Source organism: Rhodococcus sp. USK10, assembly GCF_019378875.1.
Lineage (GTDB): Bacteria > Actinomycetota > Actinomycetes > Mycobacteriales > Mycobacteriaceae > Rhodococcus_F > Rhodococcus_F pseudokoreensis.
This window is the reverse complement of sequence record NZ_CP076047.1, coordinates 968399-992011: the sequence shown is the minus strand read 5'-3', so window position 1 is coordinate 992011 and position 23613 is coordinate 968399. Positions and strand designations below refer to the sequence as shown.

Annotated in this window: 22 protein-coding genes and 3 pseudogenes; 9 read left to right on the top strand and 16 right to left on the bottom strand. The window is 62.7% G+C overall.

Annotated features, from left to right (window positions below):
- Positions 1 to 88: 88 nt before the first annotated feature.
- The gene (locus I1A62_RS05145) at positions 89 to 436 is read right to left on the bottom strand and encodes a MerR family transcriptional regulator (RefSeq protein ID WP_257890461.1); all 348 of its coding nucleotides are present in this window, start codon (positions 434 to 436) and stop codon (positions 89 to 91) included.
- A gap of 99 nt (positions 437 to 535) precedes the next feature.
- On the opposite strand from I1A62_RS05145, the gene I1A62_RS05140 reads away from it, so the two are divergent.
- Both I1A62_RS05140 and I1A62_RS05135 read left to right on the top strand, forming a co-directional pair.
- Positions 536 to 1522, top strand: coding sequence for an alpha/beta hydrolase (locus I1A62_RS05140; protein ID WP_257890460.1), 987 nt, complete (start codon positions 536 to 538; stop codon positions 1520 to 1522).
- 223 nt (positions 1523 to 1745) lie between these two features.
- On the top strand, positions 1746 to 2204 hold the full coding sequence (locus I1A62_RS05135; protein ID WP_374710681.1) for an ATP-binding protein: 459 nt from the start codon (positions 1746 to 1748) through the stop codon (positions 2202 to 2204).
- 615 nt (positions 2205 to 2819) lie between these two features.
- Here I1A62_RS05135 and I1A62_RS05130 read toward each other — a convergent pair.
- Positions 2820 to 3617: an amidohydrolase family protein gene (locus I1A62_RS05130; RefSeq protein ID WP_219454559.1), complete on the bottom strand. Its 798-nt coding sequence runs from the start codon at positions 3615 to 3617 to the stop codon at positions 2820 to 2822.
- 11 nt (positions 3618 to 3628) lie between these two features.
- Positions 3629 to 4378 carry an SDR family NAD(P)-dependent oxidoreductase gene (locus tag I1A62_RS05125; RefSeq protein ID WP_219454557.1) on the bottom strand — a complete coding sequence of 250 codons (750 nt, stop codon included), beginning with the start codon at positions 4376 to 4378 and terminating at the stop codon, positions 3629 to 3631.
- 205 nt (positions 4379 to 4583) lie between these two features.
- On the opposite strand from I1A62_RS05125, the gene I1A62_RS45955 reads away from it, so the two are divergent.
- From I1A62_RS45955 to I1A62_RS05115, 3 genes are all read left to right on the top strand, one after another.
- A complete protein-coding gene (locus I1A62_RS45955; RefSeq protein WP_257890459.1) occupies positions 4584 to 4712 on the top strand; it encodes a hypothetical protein in 129 nt (42 codons plus the stop codon).
- 61 nt (positions 4713 to 4773) lie between these two features.
- Positions 4774 to 5931, top strand: coding sequence for an acyl-CoA dehydrogenase family protein (locus I1A62_RS05120; RefSeq protein WP_257890458.1), 1158 nt, complete (start codon positions 4774 to 4776; stop codon positions 5929 to 5931).
- A 1-nt stretch (position 5932) separates the two neighbouring features.
- Entirely contained in the window at positions 5933 to 6997 is a 1065-nt protein-coding gene (locus I1A62_RS05115) for an acyl-CoA dehydrogenase family protein (protein WP_219454553.1), read from the top strand.
- A 75-nt stretch (positions 6998 to 7072) separates the two neighbouring features.
- Here I1A62_RS05115 and I1A62_RS05110 read toward each other — a convergent pair whose 3' ends face one another.
- Entirely contained in the window at positions 7073 to 7306 is a 234-nt protein-coding gene (locus I1A62_RS05110) for a DUF3263 domain-containing protein (protein ID WP_219454551.1), read from the bottom strand.
- Positions 7303 to 8253: an SDR family NAD(P)-dependent oxidoreductase gene (locus I1A62_RS05105; RefSeq protein ID WP_257890457.1), complete on the bottom strand. Its 951-nt coding sequence runs from the start codon at positions 8251 to 8253 to the stop codon at positions 7303 to 7305. Before I1A62_RS05105 ends, I1A62_RS05110 begins: the two co-directional genes overlap by 4 nt.
- 218 nt (positions 8254 to 8471) lie before the next feature.
- Here I1A62_RS05105 and I1A62_RS05100 point away from each other — a divergent pair, with 218 nt between their 5' ends.
- The 4 genes and pseudogenes from I1A62_RS05100 to I1A62_RS45950 form a co-directional block, all read left to right on the top strand.
- Complete coding sequence (locus I1A62_RS05100) at positions 8472 to 9335, top strand: FadR/GntR family transcriptional regulator (RefSeq protein WP_219454550.1); 864 nt, start codon at positions 8472 to 8474, stop codon at positions 9333 to 9335.
- A gap of 475 nt (positions 9336 to 9810) precedes the next feature.
- Positions 9811 to 10032: an integrase core domain-containing protein gene (locus I1A62_RS47075; protein WP_374710699.1), complete on the top strand. Its 222-nt coding sequence runs from the start codon at positions 9811 to 9813 to the stop codon at positions 10030 to 10032.
- Between the two features lie 260 nt (positions 10033 to 10292).
- Positions 10293 to 11138, top strand: a complete 846-nt coding sequence (locus tag I1A62_RS05090; protein WP_219454548.1) for an alpha/beta fold hydrolase — start codon at positions 10293 to 10295, stop codon at positions 11136 to 11138.
- A 229-nt stretch (positions 11139 to 11367) separates the two neighbouring features.
- Positions 11368 to 11595 (top strand): annotated as a pseudogene (locus I1A62_RS45950) (phosphatidylserine/phosphatidylglycerophosphate/cardiolipin synthase family protein); the annotation flags it as partial.
- 213 nt (positions 11596 to 11808) lie between these two features.
- Here I1A62_RS45950 and I1A62_RS45945 read toward each other — a convergent pair.
- The 11 genes and pseudogenes from I1A62_RS45945 to I1A62_RS05040 form a co-directional block, all read right to left on the bottom strand.
- Positions 11809 to 12129 (bottom strand): hypothetical protein, encoded by a 321-nt coding sequence (locus I1A62_RS45945; RefSeq protein WP_257890456.1) that lies wholly within the window; start codon positions 12127 to 12129, stop codon positions 11809 to 11811.
- A 42-nt stretch (positions 12130 to 12171) separates the two neighbouring features.
- Positions 12172 to 12315, bottom strand: coding sequence for a hypothetical protein (locus tag I1A62_RS45940; protein ID WP_257890455.1), 144 nt, complete (start codon positions 12313 to 12315; stop codon positions 12172 to 12174).
- Positions 12316 to 12480: 165 nt separating this feature from the next.
- Positions 12481 to 12759, bottom strand: a pseudogene (locus I1A62_RS05080) (transposase); the annotation flags it as partial.
- Positions 12760 to 12808: 49 nt separating this feature from the next.
- Positions 12809 to 13196, bottom strand: a pseudogene (locus tag I1A62_RS46825) (integrase); the annotation flags it as partial.
- 581 nt (positions 13197 to 13777) lie between these two features.
- Entirely contained in the window at positions 13778 to 15103 is a 1326-nt protein-coding gene (locus I1A62_RS05070; protein WP_219454546.1) for an MFS transporter, read from the bottom strand.
- Positions 15104 to 15685: 582 nt separating this feature from the next.
- Entirely contained in the window at positions 15686 to 17065 is a 1380-nt protein-coding gene (locus I1A62_RS05065) for an NtaA/DmoA family FMN-dependent monooxygenase (RefSeq protein WP_219454544.1), read from the bottom strand.
- A gap of 75 nt (positions 17066 to 17140) precedes the next feature.
- On the bottom strand, positions 17141 to 18136 hold the full coding sequence (locus I1A62_RS05060; RefSeq protein WP_219455119.1) for an NADP-dependent oxidoreductase: 996 nt from the start codon (positions 18134 to 18136) through the stop codon (positions 17141 to 17143).
- Entirely contained in the window at positions 18129 to 19775 is a 1647-nt protein-coding gene (locus tag I1A62_RS05055) for a long-chain fatty acid--CoA ligase (protein WP_219454543.1), read from the bottom strand. The genes I1A62_RS05060 and I1A62_RS05055 overlap by 8 nt, the downstream gene beginning before the upstream one ends.
- The gene (locus I1A62_RS05050; RefSeq protein ID WP_219454541.1) at positions 19772 to 20971 is read right to left on the bottom strand and encodes a flavin reductase; all 1200 of its coding nucleotides are present in this window, start codon (positions 20969 to 20971) and stop codon (positions 19772 to 19774) included. Before I1A62_RS05050 ends, I1A62_RS05055 begins: the two co-directional genes overlap by 4 nt.
- Before the next feature lie 62 nt (positions 20972 to 21033).
- A complete protein-coding gene (gene fabG, locus I1A62_RS05045; RefSeq protein WP_219454539.1) occupies positions 21034 to 21789 on the bottom strand; it encodes a 3-oxoacyl-ACP reductase FabG in 756 nt (251 codons plus the stop codon).
- Positions 21786 to 23537, bottom strand: coding sequence for a class I adenylate-forming enzyme family protein (locus I1A62_RS05040; protein WP_219454538.1), 1752 nt, complete (start codon positions 23535 to 23537; stop codon positions 21786 to 21788). Before I1A62_RS05040 ends, fabG begins: the two co-directional genes overlap by 4 nt.
- Positions 23538 to 23613: the final 76 nt, after the last annotated feature.

Sequence of the window (23613 nt, the reverse complement as noted above, 5' to 3'; positions counted from 1 at the left end):
CTGTAGACCACGAACTCGATATCAAAGTCGGCGTACTGATGCGGTTGGGCCCAGCTCAGCCGAACGAGCTCGACTGCCTCGTGAGCCGTCAGGTCACGGACTCGAGGATCTCCTCCAGCCGGTCGCCAGTCCTCTGGAGTCCCAGTGCGTGGCCTCGAATGCGTTCGAGTTCCCGTCGCAAGATCGCGACGGTCTCCGCGGAGACGGTTTTCGTCTCCATGCAGGGCAGTAACTCCTTGATGGTCCGTGTGCCGAGGCCGGCGTCGATCAAGGCGCGGAACAATCGGATCCGTTCGACGGCGTCGGTGGCATACCGTCGCTGCCCGCCTGCGGTGCGCTCCGGCTGCAGCAGTCCCTGCTCCTCGTAGTAGCGCAGCACTCGTGGCGTCGTCCCCGTTTGCGCCGCGAGCCGACCGATCGTGATGCCTGCGGTCATGTGAACTTCACCTCATCTCCTTGAACCTGACGTCGACGTTACATTTTACCGTTGAGACAGCCACCGACCCGTGGCCCCTCAAAGATTAAGGAAGTCGTCATGGAAATCGAGAACTCCTTCGCCCCGGTCACGGGGGCGAACCCTGGGCCTGGTCGCGAGCTGGCCGCGCAGCTCCCGGATCGGGGCGTGCGCACGGTGGGGGCGACCTCGCGCAATATCGACAATCCACCGCTGACCATCGACCCCGACGCCATCCTGTGGTCCGTCCCCCCCGCCGAGCGGGCCGGACGGCCGTTGCTGGTGCTGCTGCACGGCTTCGGCTCCCACGAGCAGGACCTCTTCGGCCTCACGCCGTACCTGCCGGCCCACGCCGTCGTCGCCTCCCTCCGGGCTCCGGGCCGAAACCGGACCGGCTACGAGTGGTTCTCCCACGGTGTCCAGCTCGCCGCCGCGGGCCACGAGCAGACCGAGACGGTGGACCGCCTGCGCGAGGCGGGCGTCAACCGCGCCGCCGAGGCCGTGCGCGCCTGGCTCGACACCGTGGACGGGCAGTTCAACGGTGTCGGTCTTGCAGGGTTCTCCCAGGGCGCGGCGATCGCGACCCAGGTGCTGCGCCAGGAGCCTGACCGGATCGACTTCGTCGCGAACCTCTCCGGCTTCGTCGACCCGGGCGAGGTCGACGGCGACGCCGTGCTGGCCCAGCGCAGGCCGCCGATGTTCTGGTCGCTGGGCAGCGCCGACCACGTCATCGCCCCGTACCTGGTGGAACATACCAGGGGGTGGTTGCCCCGGCACTCGAGCCTGACCGCACCGGTCTACAACAGAATGGGGCACACCATCAGGGGGACACCCTCAATGACCTGCGTGCCTTCCTCGAGGAGCGCTACGCAGGCTAGCCACATCACGCGGTCCCCGGCGGCGGGCACCGCTCTCCCCACCTCGTTGGCACGGTGGGCAGTGGCTGACGTGGGCGCAGGGGGCAGCGTTGTCCGCCACCTAGCGAGCACAGAAGACCACCGACTAGCGACCACATCCCCACGAGTGTCGAAGCGAGAGTTCGTCCGATGCAATGGACGATGCTGGTGACCGACTCCGATGCGAACGTGCGTTGGTACAGCGCTTGAACGTCGGCTGCTCGCACGCTCAAATCCCACTGTTCCTCCATCAGCGCCCGATACCGCGATCCCATCGACTTCGCCAGACCCGGCATGCCGCGAGCCTCACTGGCGATAAGGGAGACACGCCCTGATATGGAATCAGTCTTGTCAAGCTGTACTCAGTCATCAGGTTGGTTGCAGACGGCTGATCGGTGTGCTGCCTTGGGCACTTCGCGGCCGGCGGCTACATCGACGCCAGAGAACCGGCCGTGCTGCTCGGGGATTTTGGCGCCGGCAAATCACACCTGTTTCTCGGGCTCGGCCTGGCCGCCTGTGAACAAGGCCGCAGAGTCCGCTGCATCACCTGCGCCCAACTGGTCAACGAACTCGTCGAGGCCGCCGACGAACGGATCCTCTCCCGCATCGTCGCCCGCTATGGGCGCCAGGATCTGTTGCTGCTCGACGAACTCGGTTACGTCCAAATCGACCCCCGCGAAGCGGAAATGCTCTTCCCGATCATCACCGAGCGGGAGGAGGGGGTGAGTATCGGGATCCCCTCGAATCTGCCGCTTTCTGAGTGGGGCACCGTCTTTCCCGATCCACGGCCCCACCAGTGGGGCCGCAATTCATGCCGATCAAAGGGGCCAGACCACTTGACGAGACTTTTGTAGTCGAACCCCAGGTGTGTGGTGCGGTCACGGACGGTGTCGGCGCATCCGTGACCACACCACCCGCCACCATCGAGAATCCGGCCGACAGTGCGGGCGTCCATGTGCACCAGTTCGCCGGGCCGGTCGCGTTCGTAGCGAATTGCAGTGGTCTTCGAGTCCTTGATGACCTCCCCGGTCATCGGATCGCACTCGGACAGGTACGGCATCTCGTGATGACGCATGATCCGGCCGACTGTGCGGGCAGCGAAACCCAGTTCGGGACCGGTCCAGTCCTGACCGCGTCATTCGGCCCTTCGAAGTTCGACCACCTTCTGCTCGGTCTCGGCGCTGGTTCGGGCCGGCGTCGCCGGCGGTCTCGTATCGGCAGATCCCCCTGCTCACGCACTTGCGGGAAATGCCCATCGCCGCCGCGATGTGGGCTTCGGCCAGCCTTCGCGGTACCGATCGACGATCAACACCCTGCCGTGAAACGTGGTTCGGGCATTACTGTGGGGCACGAGAACCTCCGGTTGGTCGTGGGCCATAGACAAGCCACACCTCAACCGGAGGTTCTCTTCAGTTCAAGCCGACACGTCAAACCGACACGCCCGCTACCAACGTCCTGGCCGGGTACACCTAGGGGCGATCGGTTCGGATATTCAACAACCGCGCCAAGTTAAGACCAAGGATGTTGTCGACGTCGGTCTCGGGTAGACCCAAATGACGGATCGCCTGAATCTCCCGGCTCTGATCCGCCATGGGCCAGTCCGAGGCGAAGATGATCCGCTCGGGACCGTGTGACTCGATTACTTTCCGTACGTCTGGGGGGTTGAGCTCTGCAAGACTCGGTGGCCATGAGGTGTCGAGATAGACCGGCAACCCGACGACCGTGTCGATCGCCGCCTGAAACTGCCGGTAGCCACCGAAGTGGCAGGCGATGACGTCGAGCTTGGGGAATTTGCGGACCAGTTCTGCCAGCATCGCCGGACTACAGACCCCCTCCGAGCTCGCGGTAGAGATGGAACCGATGTGAATAATGACCGCGAACTCACCCTGCATCGCATCGAACAATTTATCCATGCGCGGGTCGTCGAGAGCGTACTTCTGGAAGAAGGGATGAATTTTTACTCCCTTCAGACCGTGCCGGCGAAGGCTGTCGACGTTTTCTTCCACCGACAATTCGGGGTGAACGGACCCGAATCCGATGAAGTAGTCGGGATCGAGCGATCCGGAAAACTTGTTGGCTTTGTCAACGGCTGCACCGTCGTTCGCGACGGCAAGGCAGACCGAGCGGTCGATCCCTGCTGCGGCCATCGATTCCTTGAGACCGTTCGCCGTGCCGTCTCCGCGGCGTTCGAGATCCGGTACCGAACCGGCCAGCGCGCGTTTGGCGACAGCGTCCGGCCACATGTGGGTGTGGGCGTCGATGATCATTGCAGCACCTTTCAGAGTCGGCTGACTTCGCCGCCGTCGATGACGGCGACGGAACCGGTCACGAAGTCGGACAGGGGGGAGGCCAAGTAGGCTACGAGCGGCCCGACCTCTGCAGGATCGCCCATTCGTCCCGCCGGAATTTTCTTCAGTCGTCGAGCAAGGATCTCCGGTGATTCGGTCACCGCGCTTTGAAGTTCGGTGGTGAATGCGCCGGGCGCGATGGCGTTGACCTGGACGCCCCGTTTTGCCCATTCGCCTGCCAGCGCCTCCGTGAACTGCAGGACCGCGCCCTTCGAGGACGAGTAGGCGACCAGGGTGGGCTTGCCTTTGAGGCCGGATGTGCTTGCAATGTTGATGATCTTGCCCGAATTTTGGGGCAGGAGATACTGCGCTGCTGCGCGTGTCAGCACGGCGGGCGCCCGGACGTTGACATCGAAGACCTCGTCCCAGAGCTTCTGAGGTTGCTCGTCGAATCGTCCTGCCGGCGCGACGCCGGCGTTGTTGACCACAATGTCCAAACGTCCGAACGCTTCGACCGCGGCATCGGCGAGCGCGGCGACCGCGTCCATGTCTCGCATGTCGCACGTCCGCACCGCCGTGCGGTCGGGGTATCGCGCGTGCAGTTCCTCCAAAGCCTCCCGCGAGCGTGCCACCAGCAGTACGGACGCACCTTCCTCGACCAGCGCCTCGGCCGCTGCTCTCCCTAGTCCACGGCTTGCACCCGTGACGATCGCGACCTTTCCGCGAAGCTTGAGGTCCATTGATCCCATTCCTTTCGGTGCTGAACACTCGGCGCGATCCTGCTCAGTGAGACCGATTCAGGGACGCGCTCTTGCCAGTCCATATTAACCTGATTATATTTGCCATATTAAACGTCACGTGGTGCTGACGCCAGACCCAATTCGCCTGCCCCCGAGAAAACGGTCCCGGCTTCGGCGGCCGGCGCCCACAGCGAAGGAGAATGCCTTGAGTGTCCCCAAGACCCTGACCGAAATCGCCCACTCCCCTGCCGCTATCGAAGAGATACGGAAACAGTGCGACCCCGCGCCGTCGATCGCCGACCTGTCCGCCCTCTCGGTCGGGAGCCACTCGTGAGCGAACCGACATTACCGAGCCGGCACTGCTGGTCTCCGGCATGCCTTCAAAGGAGCTTCCCGTGAGCAGAATCCGACTGGTCCCACCCGCGCTGGACGATCCGCAGGACCACGCCGCGCTTCGCGGCGAGGTGCGCGGTTTTCTCCGCGACTGCCTCGACAGTGCAGTGTTCACACCCGGCATCGACACATGGTTGACAGGTTGGGATCCTGCATTCTCAACCCTGCTGGCTGCGCGTGGGTGGATCGGCATGACCATTCCCACCACGTACGGCGGCCATGGGCGTTCCCACCTGGAACGGTTCGCTGTGACGGAGGAACTCTTGGCCGCGGGCGCACCGGTCGCGGCGCATTGGATCGCGGACCGGCAGATCGCTCCGTCATTGTTGAAATTCGGAACCGAACAGCAGAAGCAGCGTTTCCTCCCGGCGATCACCCGAGGCGAGTGCTTCTTCGGCATCGGCATGAGTGAACCCGATTCAGGGTCGGACTTGGCGAGTGTTCGCACGAAAGCCGTTCGGGTGGAGGGTGGCTGGGCGATCACCGGGACCAAGGTGTGGACCTCCGGAGCCCATCACGCCGATGCGTTCATCGCCCTCGCCCGCACAGCGCCCAAGGACCCTGCCGTCCGGCATGCCGGACTCAGCCAGTTCATCGTCGAGCTACGGTCACCTGGGGTCGAGATCAGACCCATCATCTCCATGACGGGAAGCCATCACTTCAACGAGGTGGTTCTCGAGGAGGTGTTCGTGCCCGACGACATGGTCCTTGGCACCATCGGGGACGGTTGGCTACAGGTAACCTCTGAACTCGCCTACGAACGCAGCGGTCCCGAGCGATTTCTCTCAACTTTCGCGTTGCTCGCCGAAACCTTGGATCAGGTCGCCGCCGAACGACTGCGCAGCAACGGTGACATCGGCCGCCTGACTGCCCGAATCGCGGGGTTGCACCACATGTCGTCCTCCGTTGCTGGGGCCCTGCACCGCGGTGAGCGCGCAGACAGCGCCGCCGCCGCGGTCAAACTTCTCGGCACCGCGACCGAAGGCGACATCGCGGACTATGTAGATGTGCTCGCGGACCGCGACGCCCACGCTTGCGACGCCGGGCACTTCGCCGAGCTCATCGACCAGGCAATTCTCCAACGACCGGGCTTCACCCTGCGCGGCGGCACAAATGAAATCCTCGAGGGTGTTGTGGCACGAGAGCTAGGACTGCGCTGAAATGAACACACAAACGATGGTCGATCCGGATCTCGTCGAGATGATGGAATCGGTCTTCACCACACATCGAACTGCGCTTCCACTTCCAGGTGAGGAAGCAGCATTTGACCCCAAGTTGTGGGAAGTATTGAACAACCTCGGCCTTACACGTCTGACAGGAAGCGAAACCCATGGTGGGAGCGGCGCGGACTGGTATGCCGCCTCGGCGCTGCTCGGGGCGGCGGCATCGGCGGCTGTTTCCGTTCCCGTCGTGGAGCACGATCTGCTGGCCGGCTGGCTTCTCGAAACGGCTGGCCTTCCGGTGGACGGACGTCTGCGGACAGCCTTCCTGACGACCGAGCAGGAGGAAAGCAGCCTGGTGCCATGGGCACGTGACGCCGAATTTCTCGTCGCCCTTCGTCGCACCGATTCAGCGTGGATGGTGTCGGACATTCCAAAGTGCCAGGCCTCCGTCACGCCGCGGCAGAACATCGTCGGCGAGCCGCGGGACCTAGTGTCCATCAACTTCGACGACGCGGACTGGACTTCCGTCTCGTACCGTGTCGCAGAGATCTTCCTTCTGCGGGGTGCTCTCGCCCGCGTCCTGCAAGTCTGCGGAGCAATGGAACGCATCGTCGAACTGTCCATCGAGCATGTGTCCAGCCGCGTCCAATTCGGCCGACCGCTATCGAAGTTTCAGGCCGTACAACGACTGATCACCGGCATCGCCACCGAGACCGCTCTCGCCCGCGCCGCCGCAGATGCCGCAGTTGCCCGAGTCGAACGCGAAGGATGGGACGCGCCGGGCGCTGCGTTCGGCGTTGCGGTCGCAAAGTCCTGTGCCGGTCACGCAGCCTCGGTGGTCGTCCGCAACGCCCATCAGGTCCACGGCGCGATCGGCACGACACATGAGCACGCACTACACCGATACACCAAGCCTGTGCTCGCATGGCGATCAGAATTCGGATCCGTCGGGCAGTGGGACCAGCTGCTCACCCGGACCGCGGTCGACGCCGGACGAGATGACGCATGGGGTTTGATCATCGATGGACGACCGATGCCGGGAGTACTCGACATCATGAGGTGACGAAGGCCGACTGGCTGTGCCGAAGCTCCATCTCGGCACAGCCAGTCATGGGAGAGGGGAAGGGCCTCTCCTCACCTATAGCGCCGGCACGGACGTGCGCTGCGGTAGGCGCGCCCGACACACGCGTCGCAGGTCCTCTCGCACATCGAATGCCAACTTGCGCGCATTGACACTGGTGAGTAGGCGGGCAAGCCGTCTGAAGTATTCGTCCGGTGCGATTCCGAATTCGACAAAGATGTCGGAAGGACTCCCCCCATCCCAATGCCGCCACTTGACGGCGAAGGCAAGGATGTCGGCGTCTCGGTTCATTCGCGATTCCCCTGCCTCGGTGGCCAATCATCTACCATGTGGAGACCGCGTCCGAGGTGGGCAGCCCCATCGATCTGTAAGAGTTGACCGGTGATCATGCGCCCCGCCGGTGTTGCGAGGAAAGCAACGAGTTCGGCAACGTCCTCGATCGGCGTGGGCCGACCAGCCGGTACCGATTCAGGGACCACGTGATCACGCAGAGATGCCGCTATCGAGTCGGGCAGCGAGTCCGAAATCACCACTCCCGGAGCCACGCAATTCGCGCGGATGCCCAGGTGAGCCCACTCGAGCGCGAGGGTCTTCGTCATTGCCACCACGCCTGCGCGGGCTGCCAGGGAGTGCGCAAGCCCCACACTCCCCCGCTCGACCCCGGACAAGGAGATATTGACGATGCAGCCTCCCCGTCGGGCGAGAAACTGTTTTGCTTCCGAGATGACGGTGAAGACCGCATTGAGATTCAGATCCACCACTGATCTGAAACCGTTGTCGGAAATCTCGTCCGCCGCAGCGTAAAACTGTCCGCCAGCGTTGTTGACAAGAAGATCCATGCCGAGTTCGTCCGACATGTCGGTGATGACAGACCGGATCTGCGTGCAGTCTCGAACATCGGCTGTGGACCACCGAAAGGTTCCCTGCGTGTGTTGGGCCAGCTCCGCTGTCCGCCGCAGAGAGGAGGCGGTACGACCGATCCCGGTCACGGTGGCACCGAGTTCGGCCAGACGCACGCAGATTCCCTGCCCGATGCCGCTTCCGGCACCTGTCACCACAGCGTGGGTCCCCGTGAGAAGCGCCGGCTGCAGCACCTTGACGTCATCGACGTCCCAGTCCCGGCCTGATTGTGGCGGATGCGGCCGATAGCTTCGCATGCCGACTCCTTTCGAATACGCCAGCAAGATGTGTCGTTTGATCACCGATTCCGGCGGAGCGCTAATGCCGGCCTCGAGCATCCGCTCGCACTGCCGGCTCGCGACCGACCCAACATTAATTACATAACATAAATATGTTTTACAGGGGGCATTGCATCCGGTCAACCCCCGGACGCTGCTCACCGAGCAGGCGGAGCTGCTGCGTACAAGATGCCGCCCGGCGGTTGGTGCTTGGATCCTGCCCGGGACTCGGCGACCGGGATATACACGGAGCTTCGGCGCGAATGTATGATGAACATATGCCAGGTAAAAAGGCGGCCGGGTCGACTACGGCCGATAGTCGCGGACGCACCGGTCGTCCGACCGCCTCCGGCGAGACTGTCACCCAGATTCTGCCACTCTTCCGGGACGTCACCCCGTTGACCCGTCCTCCCGGAATGCCCCCGAAGCGTGCCGAGATGATTGCCCAGCGCATCGTGCGGATGATTCAAGAACAGGGCATGAAGCCTGGCGACCCGCTGCCCATCGAGTCGGACATGTATGAGTCCTTCGGGGTGGGACGAAGTACCCTTCGGGAAGCTCTGCGCGTGCTGGAACAACAGGGCGTGATTGTCATCCGTCCCGGCCGTGGAGGCGGACCTGCCGTCGGACTTCCGGATTCACGTCACCTGGCGAGCACACTTGCCCTATTGATGCAATTCTCGGACACACCGTTTCGGTCCGTACTAGAGACCCGTGAATACATGGAGCCCATCGCCGCGGCCCTCTGCGCACAGAACGGCGACGATCGAGTGGTCGACGGACTCCGCCAATCAGTCGACGCCATGCGCGCGAACATCTCCGACGAAGACGCATTTCTCTACGAGAACCACAGATTCCACGAATTGATTGCCGAAGGGGCTCAGAATTCGCTGATCTCCTATTTCCTCAACTCCCTCGACTGGATCATCGACGGCGCACGATTGGGAGTCGTATACAGCCAGGCCTCGCGCAAGCACGTTGCGACTATCCACGACCAGATTTGTGAAGCAATCGAGGACGGGGACAGTGATCGCGCACGGGATGCCATGAGCGAGCACATGAGAGAGACTCGCACCTTCTTCGAGCGGAAGCACCCCAAAGTCATGGATCAGCCCTTGTCCTGGGAAATGTACGGCCAGTAAGCCACTCCGTCGCAGCGGCAACCCATACGCTTCGGGTGCATGGACAGCCGCGCACTATGCAATCTGGAACAACTCTGGGTGAGATTATTAGTGATTGGCGAAGGTGCGTGGAGTCGCCCCACCCGAAGCGCGCTGGCGAGAGTCCACGCACTTAGAGTTTGAAACCGCCTCCCTCACGTTAAGCGTCAGCGAGAAGGCTCGGCAGGCAGCCGCAATGCCCGAGACGACAAAAGCAGCGGTGAGCTCGACAAGTACTACCGTCCGGCCCGCGGCTACCACTTCCTGCACACCGCGATCGACGCACACTCACGGTTGGCCTACTCCGAACTGTTGGACGACGAACGCAAAGCCACCGCCGCTACGTTCTGGCTACGCGCCAACGCATGGTTCACCGAGAACGGCATCACTGTTGAAAAAGTGTTGACCGACAACGGTTCCTGCTACCGATCACGCGTTCCGAGACGCACTAGGCGAGATCAAGCATCGCCGAACCCGCCCCTACCGACCCCAAACCAACGGCAAAACCGAACGCTTCCACCGCACCCTGGCCGACGAATGGGCCTACCCGCCTCTACACCAGCGACCGCGAACGCTGCGACGAGTTCCCGCTATGGCTGCACACCTACAATCACCACCGCGGCCACACCGCACTCGGCGGCCAACAACCCGCCACCCGCGTACCCAACCTCTCCGGTGAGTACATCAACCACCATGGGACTGGAGCCCTCGCGTCCTTCACAGGATGCCTCAGCAGTCGTACACATCCCGGTGGGGGAGCGCTCCATGGTCACTCTTCCCTGCGCCACCGGCTGAGCCCGGAGGCGCACTCGCACGATCACCAGCCGGCGGCCTCGATAAACTACCTGACCGAGAGGAAACCGTGACCACGGTCGAATCAATCTCACCATTTCCATCTTTGCGGGAGCGCATGGGTTCAGGCGTCAACCAGGAGGAGCGATGACCATTCCAGGGCTGCAGTACGGCTCGGTGGATGCGGGAGGAGTCCGGACTCGCTACGTGAAAGCAGGCACGGGGGAGCAGTCGCTCCTTCTCGTACACGCGGGCGGCCTTGTGGCGGAGACGTGGCTTCCACTGATGAGACGGCTGCACGCGGACTACACGGTGTACGCTCCGGACCTATTGGGCCATGGTGAAACGCGGTACCCAGAGAGCCCGGGAACCGCGCCGCACCGTGCCATGACCGAGCATCTCCTTGCCTTCGCCGACGCGATGGGGCTAGACCACTTCGCATTAGCGGGCAGTTCCCTCGGTGGACATCTAGCCCTGCTCATGTGCCTCGAGCGACCCCAGTCGATTCAACACCTGACCGTGTTCGGGAGTGCAACTAGTTTCGCATCTGAGACGCAAGTCCTTGAGACGCTTGAGAAGCACCGCCGAGAGGGCGCTTCGCGTCCAGATCAAAAGAGCGTGGATGCCGCCCGGGATGCGTTGCTGGGTTACGTTGCGGGGCAAGAAGTGGAGGACCAGGATGTGATCATCCACGCGCTCGCTCAGGCCGCAGCGCGGAGCGCCGTCATCGAAAGCCGCAGTCGCCTGTTCTCCGAGCTCGCGACCCCGAGCGCAGTACGGGAAAGCCGCGTGGCCGACCGACTCGATACAGTGAGTACCTCGGCTGACGTTATCTGGGGTGTTGACGATCCCGTTTCACCCGTTGAGCTCGTCAAAGATGCCGCACGCGCTCTTCGGCACGCGCGAGTCACGACGATCCCCGCTTGTGGGCACTTGCCCTATCTCGAGCACCCGGATCTGGTCGCTCGACTCCTGCAGGAGTCCGCCGACTGATGCAGGTGTCCAGTGGTGGAAGTGCTGCTGCTCCGAAGTGACGTCCCTGTCTGCCGCGCTTTGTCAGTCCGAAGAAGGTGAAGAGATACCGAAGTTTCGGCGTCAGTGTCGCATAATTATGTTCACTCGACCGTCAAGGTTGACTTCGACGGCGTCACCCATGCATTCGCTAAGGGTGAAAGGGCCGTCTTGACGGTCGATGAGGTAAATCTCGAATTGCCAGCGTGCGTGGATTTACCCCCCAGCGGTCGTCGATTCCGAGGCGATCGCGATCCTCCACGCCCGCGGCGCCGTCGGTCACCTCCTGCGAAGCCGAGCGGACCTCGCCCCCATCCCGGTACCGGACGCCGAGCAGACCCTCGCCGACCTCGGACACCCGGGCCCCCGGCTCCGGGCCGACCACCGGATCGCCTCCGCCAGCCTGCGGACCGCTCTGCTCCAACTCTGGAACCTCTGAACCACCGCGGCAAATATGCAGCGTGACCGGCGGAAATGACACGTCCCCACGAGTCACCGACCTGCCGCGGGTGGCGTCGAGGCAAGGGCGGACAGTGCATCATCGCCGGCAATGCACGCAATTATGGCAATGCTGGCAGGCCGCTTCCTCCGGTGGCGGTTCGCCGGTCCACCCCTGTGGCTCGCGCCTTGGCGTCGGCTCACCCGGGTGGGGTCATGCGAGGGCGAGAACTCGGGAACGTGCCTCCAGGTAGCGGCCGAGGAGGTCGAGCATCTCGGCGTCCGGGTGCGCGAGTTCGGGGAGGTTCTTCGCGCTGATGATGGTCTGATCGACGGCGGCGACCTGCCGGCGGCATTCGCCGAGCGCCTCCGGTGTGACGGTGTCGGCGTCGAGCCGGGGTGTGACGGTGTCGGCGTCGAGCCGGTCGGTGAGGTACCGAATCGACTGATCCAGGCCCAGACCCGGGTTGCGGGTGCCGTTGCCCGCCCTGCGGGTTTCGACCATCTGCCACCACTGGTCCAGCTCGGCCAGCACCGGAGGATCGGCGACCGCGATCCGCAGCGCCCGGTCGATCGACTACGGATCGGTGAGATCCACCTGGTCCACACCTGCTGCGCGGGTGAGGATCTGGCCGAGCTGGTGATTGGCAAGGCTGTCCCCGCGGCTCCACCAGTACGACACCATCACGTACACCTTGCTCGTGGCGGCCAGCTCCCCCATCAGACCCAGTTCCCTTCAGTGCAGTCGACAATGTTCGAGTTCATCCTCACAGCCCGGCAACCCCTTTGGAGTTCCGGGGCGGGGATGCGGGACGGTGGGTCAGGCTGTGCGGCGGGCGGTGTGGGCCGCAGCGCACATCGGGCACCACGTGCGCTCGCCGACGGGTCAAGTCCATGGGGGTGGTGTACGAGGGTCATCGCGTGACTCCTCGTTGGTGAGTCGGGCAGTCAAGGCCGGTGTCACCTCCCCGGTGGACTCGGTGCTGTCGGTGGGCTTGTCATTGCGGGAGCGGGCCAGAACGTCCAGGCCGAGAGGGCGGCGCCCTTCGATCCACTCGTCGTGTTGTTCGGCCAGGACCGCACCGACGAGCCGGATCAGGGCGGTACGATCCGGAAAGATCCCGACCACATCGGTTCTCCTGCGGATTTCTTTATTGAGGCGCTCCTTTAACCGGCCTTCGCGTGGGGGTCAATCGCAGATTGGTGGTCTGGAGTCAGCGGTTGAGTCGGTGGAGGTGGTCGGTCAGGGCGTCTGCGACGCGGTGGTGGCGAGCAGCTTCGTCGGGCCAGCCGCGGGCGCGGGGGTCGGCCTCGAGGGTCTGGATGTCGGTGCGTTGCGCCTCGAGCGCGCCGCGGAATTCGGGTCCGGTGACGAAGTTGTCGCAGGTCTCGCAGATGTTGGCGTAGGGGCAGGCCCCGGCGGCTTCGTGGCGGGAACAGTAGCCATGGGGCAACACGGGTTTTGAGCATCTCGCTGCCGAACCAGCTGACGGTGTCGGGGACGATCGGCTTGCCAACCGGGGTGAGGGTGAACCGGCGGCGCACCTTGCCCATGGCCTGGTCGTAGGCGTCGCGCAGCGTCGGCGATGCCAGAGTGGCGTAAGGCCGACGTCCGCGGCATCCTCGGCGGCTCCCGCCTCGAACCACTCCTGCAGGTGGTCGGCGTGGAGCTCGCCCGGGCCGACGAAGAAACCGGCCGAACAAGCCGCCCTGTGGGCGCGGGCCCGGGCCGGGATTTGCTCAATCACCTCGGTGAACGATCGGCGAGTGCAGTAGTCCTCGACTCCAACGTGTTTTGTTCCACCGCAACAGTAACCGATCTTCTCCGTAGAGGATGTCCTTCGGTCTCGTGGACACACGAGCCTTGCCGGAAGGTCGAGAAGAGGTCGGCGACGGTTCCCCGGGCGGGGAGTCCGCACGATGGGCACGCCGCCGCGGTGTCATCGTGGGTGATCAACTCCATCAGCCGGGTGCCGTCCACTTTCCTGGACACGCTGATCACCCGTACTCCTGGCAGCCAGAACAACACCTTCGTACTCTCTCACGCCCTTGCTCCTTCCGTTGCCTCATGCCTCGCAACATCCAGACGTCAGGAGGCCAAGGGATTCATGCTGGTAGGCGCGCCGAAGACTCTCAAATCCCCGTTTGTCCGCTCGAGACTGAAGCCCGTAAAGGTCGAAGCGTCACGGAAGAACCGATTCACTACGTTCCCCCGCAGGGGGAGGACCATCGACGGTGCGACTGCCCGCGCCGGTTTGGCGCCGGATCTCTGTGCTCGCTCGACGCACAAGGAGAGCGACGGCGATTGCTGCGAGAATCGCTGGCACGATACCGAGCGCGAAGATCGTCGATGATTCGAAGTTCAGCTGGATCAGGATGCCGACGGCCAGCGGACCTAGAAGGGAACCGGCCCTACCCGCCGCCAGGCCCCAGGCCAGCCCAGTCGCACGTGCAGGCGTCGGGTAGAGCTGGACGGCCAACGCAGTCAACCCTGGGGCGGTGGCGAGCGCACTGAAACCGAGGACGAACGCGAGCGGAATCACCAAAGCAGTGGTCGGCAGGCTGAACACCAGCGCGAGAATTGTCAGCGCACCTACGGGGAATCCGAGTGCGACAAAACGGAAGTCCTGTTTGCGACGGTCAATGACGGCACCCAGGTACAGCGCGCCGAGCATATTTCCCAACGTCAGCAGCGAGGTCGCCCAAATGGACGCGGAACTACCCATGCCGGCGTCGCTGAGCAGCGTCGGCATCCATCCGGTGAGTACAAAGAGCATGACGTACTGGCAGAAGTAGCCGGTCCACAACAGGATGGTGAGCATCGCCCTGTTCGTAGTGAACAGGTGACGCAGTGGACGTTTCTCGATGCGTTCGACGGCCGGCATCCTCAGCTCGGCATTGGTGTACGAAGGACTGATTTTCGCCAAGATACTTCGGACCTGCGACTCGCGTTGCTGGGCAGCGAGGAACGCAAGGGACTCGGGTAGGAACTTCACCAGCAGTGGAACGAGTAGAAGCGGCGCGAGGCCACCTACTGCGAAGAAGGACTGCCAGCCGAATGCGGGGATAAGGAAGCTGCTCAAGATACCGCCGATGAACCCGCCCGCGCCGATGCCGGCGCCGGCTACTGCAGTGGTAACCATCGACTTTCGGCGAATCGGGGTGTATTCGGCTGTGAGTGCAATCAGGCTGGGCAGAACGGCGCCGAGGCCAACTCCCGCGAGGAACCGCAAGATGCTGAGTGTCTCGACATTCGGTGCGAAGGAGAGTGCGCCGGTGAAGACGCCGAAGGCCGCGACACCGGAGATGATCACGATGCGGCGCCCCCGACGATCGGCGACGCTTCCGAGCGTGACCGTGCTGAACATCATTCCCAGTGGGCCTGCAGTGAGGACCGGCGTCAGCAGTCCTGCGGAAATGCCCCAGTCCTCGGCAATCGACGGGACGACATACCCCATCGTTAGGGCGTCGAATCCATCGAGCAGCGCAATGGCGAGGCAGAGTGCCACGAGGCGACGCTGAAAGGACGACATTGGGCCGCCGTCGATGAGTGCGGCTGTGGTCGTCGGTGACGCGGGAATCATCAGAATTTACTCCTTGTCCGAGGGACGTCGCCGGATTGATCGGCCTCCACGCGCCGCGCACTGTCGAGCCGGCATATGCCAACAGTCCCGGCTCGTCAATGCAGGCTTTGATTACGGTTCCGTCGCCGTCTCTGTTGTGAGCGTGTGCACGGGAATGCGGCACACCAACCGGAAGTCCCGTCTGTCAGTGCGGACTTCGTTCCGTCTAAGCGGTAGTGCCTGGTAGCGGAACGAGTCTCTCGGTCCGCGAACTCCCCTTGACCGCCGTGCGGAGAATTTGTGGAAGCATATTCACTTTCCAGTAGTCACTGCCGTAGGCAGCCTCGTGCAGACGATTGCGGTCATCGTCGCAAATCGTCTCATCGACACGAACTGTGTGCGTTCCGCATCGGCCCAGTACTGGCCGATTATTCGCATTCCCTTTGACGTCTGGTAGGGAACTGCGTGCGCGTGAATCGTTCCCACTCTTCGCCCATGCCTACTGATCTCGTAGTGGCAGCTCTACTATCACTGGACCGCAACCTTACTAGTCGTACGGTACTGCGCCGCCGGGTGCCATTCGGGGAGCCGAGGTCCGCCACCGAAGAGTTTTTCACGCAAAGTCCCAGGCGCGTATTCGCGCTTCATCAGTCCACGGTCCTGCAGGACAGGTACCACGTGATCGATGAAATCGCGGTAGGTGCCGGGCGTGACAATGGAGATCATGTTGATCCCGTCAATTCCAGCTGATGCCCATTCATTCAACTCGTCCGCGATTGACTCTGGTGTACCCACGACGCGGTACTTCGCACCGAAGAATGCCGACAGGTCACGGACGGTCGGGTTTGCCCCGGCGGGCTGCTTGTCGATGAACAGTTTCAACGGACCCTGGATTCCGTCCGCTGCCTTGATCAGCTCTTTGAGCGGGGTATCGGGATCGACGGTGGCGAAGTCTATGCCCATGAATCCGCCCCGATAAGCCATTGCGGCGACCGGATCGAGGTATTCGTCGAGGGCGGCAGCCTTTTCTTCGGCTTCCTTCATGGTGGAGCCGACCACGAAGGTCAGGCCCTGGAAGAACTGCAGCGTCTCGGGAGCCCTGCCGGCATCCCTGGCCCGGGCACGCATGTCCTGAACGACTCGCGCTGCGTCTGTCGGCGTATCGGACATGACGAAAATTCCCTCGGCGTGGCGGACCCCGAAGTTCCGTCCGACGTCGGAGCCTCCAGCTTGGAAGAGCATCGGGGTCCGTTGCGGAGATGGAGCGACCTGGAGCGGTCCCTCGCACCGGAAGAATTCGCCTGAATGGTCGATCTTGTGGACCATCGACGGGTCCGCGTACACGCCGTTGGCCACATCTCGGATGATCGCGTCGTCGTCCCAGGAGCCCTCCCACAGTTTGTAGACGACTTCGAGATACTCTTCGGCGATCGTGTAACGCTTGTCATGCTCGACAAGGCCGTCCAGGCCCACGTTGCGGTGGGCATTCGCAGAAGCGTTTGTGACGATGTTCCACCCAATTCGCCCGCGTGACAGGTGGTCCAGCGTCGCGGCCGATCGCGCGAACGAATACGGAGGGTGCTGGATCGGCGCGCTTGTGTAGATGAATCCCAGATGCTCGGTGGCCTGCACCATTGCAGGAACGAGCATCAGGGGATCACCGATGGGGAACATTAGCCCTCGCTCGGGGTAGATGTCCCATGAGCCCCCGAAGTCGCCGCCAAGGCCTGCGCCATCTGCAAGGAATATCGCGTCGAAGCGACCTCTTTCCGCGAGTTGGGCCAACTCGATCCAGGTCTCCAACTCATTGTGGAGGACGGTCTTGTTCTCCGGGTGACGCCAAATTCCCTGATTTACGTGGGATACCGTGTTCATAGTGAACACGTTGAACTTCAATTCACGTGACATTTGAATTTCCCTCACTCGTTATTTTCCCGGAACCGGAGCACTCACGTCCGTTTCTTATTCGATCTCTATTTCGCATTAGACGGATACAATCACCTTGCCCATAAAGTCGCCTTGCAAGAGTCCGATGAACGCCTCCGGGGCATTTTCCACTCCCGTCCGTTCGGTCTCGTGAACGACCAACCCTCCTTCGCGTAACCACGTGCCCACGTCATTTCTGAAGGTCTCAGCGAGAGCGGTGTGGTCGTTTACGAGAAGCCCGGAAATGGTCAACCGTTTGCGGACGATCTCGAAGAGATTTCCTGGGATGGACCGGCCGGCACCCTCGTAGCTGGAAATCGTGCCGCACACCACGATGCGCCCATGGTCACGGAGTCGGGTCAGGGCAGCGCTGAAGTGGTCGCCTCCTACATTGTCGAAATAGACATCGATTCCCTCCGGGGCCGCGGCGGCCAACAGATCCACAATGGGCCCGACTCGGTAATTGACGGCGGAGTCGAATCCCAGGGTGCCGGTGACAAAATCCGCCTTGGTGTCGCTGCCGACGCTTCCGACGACTCTTCCTGCCCCCATTTTGCGCGCCAGTTGTCCCGCCAAACTTCCGACTGCGCCCGCAGCTGAGGACACGAACAGCGACTCCCCCGGTTCGAGCTTGGCGAGTTTCAGGCCTGCGTACGCTGTGAGCCCGGGCATTCCCAGAACGCCCAGGAAGTACGACGGTGGGAATCCGCCGGTGTCGAGAGGGCGCACAGCGTTGGCTGGCAGGATGGAGAGCTCTCTCCAGCCATGCATATGAAGCACTGTCGTACCCTCGGGAATCGTTGGCACCCGCGACTCGATCACGACGCCTACGGCCCCACCTTCCAGCGGCTGACCAACGGCGAACGGCTCGATGTACGAGCGTTCGTCGTCCATCCGGGGCCGCATGTACGGGTCGACGGAGAAGACCGTATTTTGCACCAGCACCTGTCCGGCGAGAGGTTCTCCAACGCGGACACTTTCGACTCCGAACACCGAGCGATCGAGCCGCCCTTCGGGGCGTCGCGCCAAAGTGATCTGCACCGATTCACGCATGGTGGTCACTGCACTCTGCATAGGCGGCGCGGTGTAGTTCTCGCATCTCACGCTTCGCGAACTTTCCTACACTCGTCTTCGGGATGGATTCGACGAACACGATTCGATCCGGGAGTTGCCATCGGGCGAACTCGGTTGACAGATGACTCAGTAGTTCGGCTTCGCCGACATCCTGGCCTGGCACTCGCACGACGCACGCGAGCGGCCGTTCCGACCATCGCGGATGTGGTACGCCAACAACTGCAGCCTCCGCAACCGCCGGATGATTCATCAGCTCGTTCTCGAGATCTGCCGGGGAGATCCACTCGCCGCCCGACTTGATCAAGTCCTTGGTTCGGTCAACCAGCCGGACCCAGCCGCGTTCGTCCATGGTCGCGACATCACCGGTCCTCAACCATCCGTCGTCGGTGAGAGGGGATTCTTCCTGTTCCACACCGTAATAACCGCTTGCGATCCACGATCCGCGAACCTGCAGCTCGCCTGTGGCGACGCCGTCATGGGCTACCGCATCGAGTGTTCCCGGCCGGACGAGGCGGGCCTCCACCCCTAGAACCGGTCGTCCGACTCCGGTGCGCAGCTTCGCGCGCTCACCATCTGAGAGTTCCGCGTGATCAGCGTCGAGCTTTCCCACCGCCGCAAGGGGGCTGGTCTCCGTCATACCCCAGGCCTGCTGAATTGGAAGCCCGATGCGTGTCCGGTAGTCCTCGGACAGTGCAGCCGGAACCGCGGCACCACCGCACGCAATGAGTCTCAGAGATGTGACGTCGCGACCTTCGAGATGGGGCAACGCGGAGATCCAGATAGTGGGCACGCCAGCCGTCATAGTTACTCGATGCCGAACGATCAGATCGGCGACGGTGGGGCCGGAGAGGTCAGACCCCGGGAGCACGAGTTCCGCTCCCTGGGCAATGGCCGCGTGAGGAATTCCCCACGCGTTGGCGTGAAACATCGGAACCAACGGCAGGATTCGGTCTGCTTCACCAATGCCGAGTGTGTCCACCCCGCTCGCTGCCATGGAATGCAGGAAGACGCTGCGGTGACTGTAGACGACGCCTTTGGGATCGCCGGTGGTGCCACTGGTGTAGCACATCATCGCGGCCGACCACTCGTCGACCGGCTCGAACTCCACCGGGTTGGTAGTGCGGACGAGGTCATCGAAATCGTGGACAGCAATCCCTCTCATGTCGGAATGGCAGTCGGCTGCGCCGCCGGAGTCCCTCATTACGACGACCTGTTTCACGGTCGGGCAGGAGGGCAGCACGGGAATGAGCGTGGGCAGAAGCGACTCGTCGACGAAGATGACTTCGTCGCCCGCGTGGTTGATGACGAACGAGATCTGCTCGGGAAATAGGCGAATGTTGATGCAGTGCAGGACGCGGCCCGATGCCGGTACCGCGAAGTACAGATTCAGGTGCCGGATCGAGTTCCAGGCAAAGGATCCCACCCGCGCCGAGCGTGGAATCCCCAGCCTGTCCAATGCGCCCGCCAGCCGGCGCACATCATCTGCCCAATCCGCATAGGTGGTCACAGCTTCGTGACCCGCACTCACAGAGGTGATGCGTTTGTGTCCGAAGTTGCTTTCGCCGCGGCGGAACAGGGTGTGCACCGTCAGCGGATAATCCTGCATCAGGCCATTCATCGAGGGACCTCCAAGTCGTCATGCAGTGGAGTAGCAGGGGCGGCGCCGCCCAACATTTCGGTGCATCGCTGGCTTGCGCTCCGTAGCCGCCGGATGTTCGTCAGGAGATCGCGGTGCGACATCGTCGCGCTGAGGCCGTAGAGCCCGATCTGAAGCGTGTGGTTGCCAGGGAGAAACACCGGAACGGTGAGTGACCTGACATCGCATTCTGCGTGTTCGTCCGACAACTGAGGTTGGGTGAGCATCGTCTCCCGAACCTCGGAGAGGGCCTCGAGCACGATGTCACTGCACACCGCACCGTCTCGATCCTCGATCGCCTGTTCGAGCGCCGCGTACGGTATGTCTCCCCGTCCGATGACGTATCCACGATCACGGACCAGCGCCAGCAACTCAGACCATTGCTCCAGCTCCGGGTGTCCCGTAGTTGAATCGCGGGCGATCCATCGTGGGATGTCGTCCGGTGGGCCCCATGCCGCAAGTGCCACACCCAGCGGCGCAATGTAGGGAAGGCGACGCCCAACACGAGTGGGTCGTGCGTCACCGACGGTCGGCAAGTTTCCGGCGCTCGCCAGCACCACGAACTCGTCGTGAAGGCGAGCAGCAAGAAGACATTCGGCCTTGCATTCGGTCGCAGTGCTTTCGAGAACCGTCCGGATGACTTCGACAGCGGGCAGGAACTCGACAAGACGGGTGTCTGCGGCGACCAACGACGAGTGGATGAATCGGCCATAGCCGCCGCGGAAGAAGAGCAGAGGCAGATCACTCGCTTGCGAGTCGAGTGCCAGCACTCGACCGACCACCAGGTGATGGTCACCCAGTTCTCGGACTTCGGCCACTTCACAATCCATCCAGGCGACTGCTCCTTTCAGGATCGGGGATCCGTTCGGCGAGGGACGCCAGTCGATGCCGCTGAACTTGTCGCTCGACTTCTGCGCAAACTGTCGGCACAGATGCTCCTGTTCGGCGCTGAGGACGTTTACACAGAATTTGCCCTGCTGCTGAATACGGGGCCATGACGATGAGCTTTTATCTGGATAGAACGCCACCAGCGGGGGCTCCAGTGACACCGAGGTGAACGAGCCGATGGTGAGAGCGGCAGGGGGCTGTCCGGGCACTACCGCCGTGATCACGACGACGCCAGTCGGATACTGCCCCAATACTTGTCGGAACTGCTGATGGGTGAAGGTCGTGCTCATTGGCGTTTCCTGTCAATATCGAATGCTGCAGTCTTTGTTTGACATCCGCAGCGTGACGGACGTCAGCACACCGGCCCGCCGGCAACATAGATGGCCTGCCCGGAAACAAATCCGGCACCTTCGCTGCACAGGAATGAGGCCACGTGCGCGACGTCCTCGGGTTGGCCCACCCTGGCGACAGGGATCTGCGCAGCGCCCGAGGCGATGAGTTCTTCGAACTCCATTCCCATTCGAGCCGCTGTCGCTGCAGTCATATCGGTCTTGATGAAGCCTGGGGCGATACTGTTGGCGGTGATACCGAACTTCCCGAGCTCGATCGCGAGGGTCTTCGTCAGGCCCTGCAGACCCGCCTTTGCGGACGAGTAGTTCGCCTGCCCCCGATTGCCCAGCGCCGCGGTGCTGGACATGCTGACGATGCGACCATACTTCGCGGACACCATGTGGCCCTGCACGGCCCTGGTCATCAAGAATGCGCCTGCGAGGTGCACCTCCATGACCTGGCGCCAATCACTCAGTGACATCTTGAACAGCAGATTGTCCCGGAGAATCCCTGCGTTGTTCACCAGAACCGTCGGGGCCCCCAGCTCCTCGTCGATTCGATCGACCGCACTGGCGACCTGATCCTCATCACTGACGTCAGCGCCTACCGCGATCGCTCGTCCGCCAGCTGCAGAGATTGTCGAGACTGTCTGTTCGCAGGCGCTCTCGTCGAGATCGAGTACCGCGACATTCATGCCGTCGGCTGCAAGTCGTTGTGCCACTGCGGCACCGATTCCCCGTGCCGCCCCAGTGACGAGGGCGGTGCGTTTGTCGGTCATTGAATTCTTCCTGTCGTCGGTGTGGCACCGCCGGACTCCGATGAGAGGCCGGCTGCCGTGTCAATGTTCGTCAGTAGTGATTTGCGAAGCTGATTCTTGAGCGACTTGCCCGTCGCAGTGCGGGGAATGGGTACGTCCCGGATGTAGCGCGACGGGATCTTGAACTTGGCCAGCCGCTTTCGGCAGTGATCGTCGACATTCTGGTCATCGATCTGCGCATTGGGATACGTCGTGATTACCGCCACGACCTCCTCGCCGTATTCCGGGTGCGGCATTCCCACGACGGCGACCTCCATGACCTCTGGGAGCTCTGCAATTACTTGCTCAACCTCCGCCGCCTGAATGTTTTCGCCGCCCCGGATGATCACATCTTTGATTCGCCCAACGATGAACAGATAGCCATCGGAGTCGACCATTCCCAGGTCCCCGGTCCGGAATCCACCATCGATAAACGCACTATTGGTTGCCTCGGGGTTTCGCCAGTAGCCCTTGGCGACGGTGGGCCCGCTCACCCAAATCTCGCCAGCCTGCCCGGGCGGCGCCTCAGTACCTTCTGCAGTCAGCAGTTTGACCGTGTTGACCGGGTATGGCACACCGACCGACTCCGGCTTGCGAAACAGGTCGTCGCCGACACTCAACGCGATGCTCGCCGTCGTCTCGGTGAGGCCGTACCCGGTCACCAGCATTGCCTGTTGGCCGACGTGATCCTTCACGGATTGAAGCAGGGCGCTCGGAACAGCGGCGGCTCCCGAGGAGACAGCCTTGAGTGAGGTGAGATCTTTTCCGGTGCTGCGGCCTTCTTCCATCACGAGCTGTCCCAGCATGGTTGGCACTGCACCGAGTGAGTTGATGCGCTGGTCTTCGATGATCCGAAGTGCTTCCTGTGCGTCCCAGCGGCGCATGATCACATTCTTCGAGCCGGCCAGAAGCGAGGTGTAGATGGCGCCGAGGCCGGCGACGTGGAACCAAGGAAGCGCGTGAAGTACGGCTGACTGTCCGGACTGGTCCGGGACAGTGTCCCCTGCGCCGGTGTCTCCCGCGACATGTTGCATCACGCGCGCGGTGAGCAGCGCGTTGCTTACGGATGCACAATGGTTGCCGTGCGTGTGTACCACCCCCCGCGGCCGTCCGGTGGTCCCCGACGTGTAAACGATTGTCGCCAAGTGATCTGGGCCGATGACAACATCGGGGAGGCATCGATGACCGCGATCGGCCACAATTTCTGCCCAGCGGTGGCCTGCACGGGCACCGTGACCGTTCGTGGACGCAGCGCCCAACCACACTGCCCGTGTATGGAGGCGCTCTGGTAGCCGATCAGCGAGTGCCTCGTCGATGACCACACGCGATGGATCGGCATCCGAGAGCGCATAGGCCACCTCATCGGTGGTCCAGGACGGATTGAGTGGCACGAATACCGCACCGATGGCCTGTGCTGCCCAGAACACGACCGGAAGTTCGGGAATATTTCTGGCAAGTGCTGCGATTCTGTCCCCCGCCCCGACGCCGTGAGATCGGAGCCAGTGAGAAGCGGCAACAATGTTGCTCCAGAGCTCGCTGTAGGTGGTCGACTCGTCGTCCATCTGCAGTGCAACTGCCTCGCCGTGGCCGGCAAGACTGACCATCAGGTCGCGAAGCGAGCTGGCTTCATTCCTATAACGCGTGTGCTGTCGTCCGACGCGACTATCGTGAATCAACTCGAAGTCGGGCTCGGAATCCACCAGCTGTCGCAGGGCCTCGACAGTGACCACAGCAAACTCCTTGATCTGTTTCGGGGTAGCGTCCACGCGGCATCGGATCACGCTCCGATCGACCATGCGTAGCGCG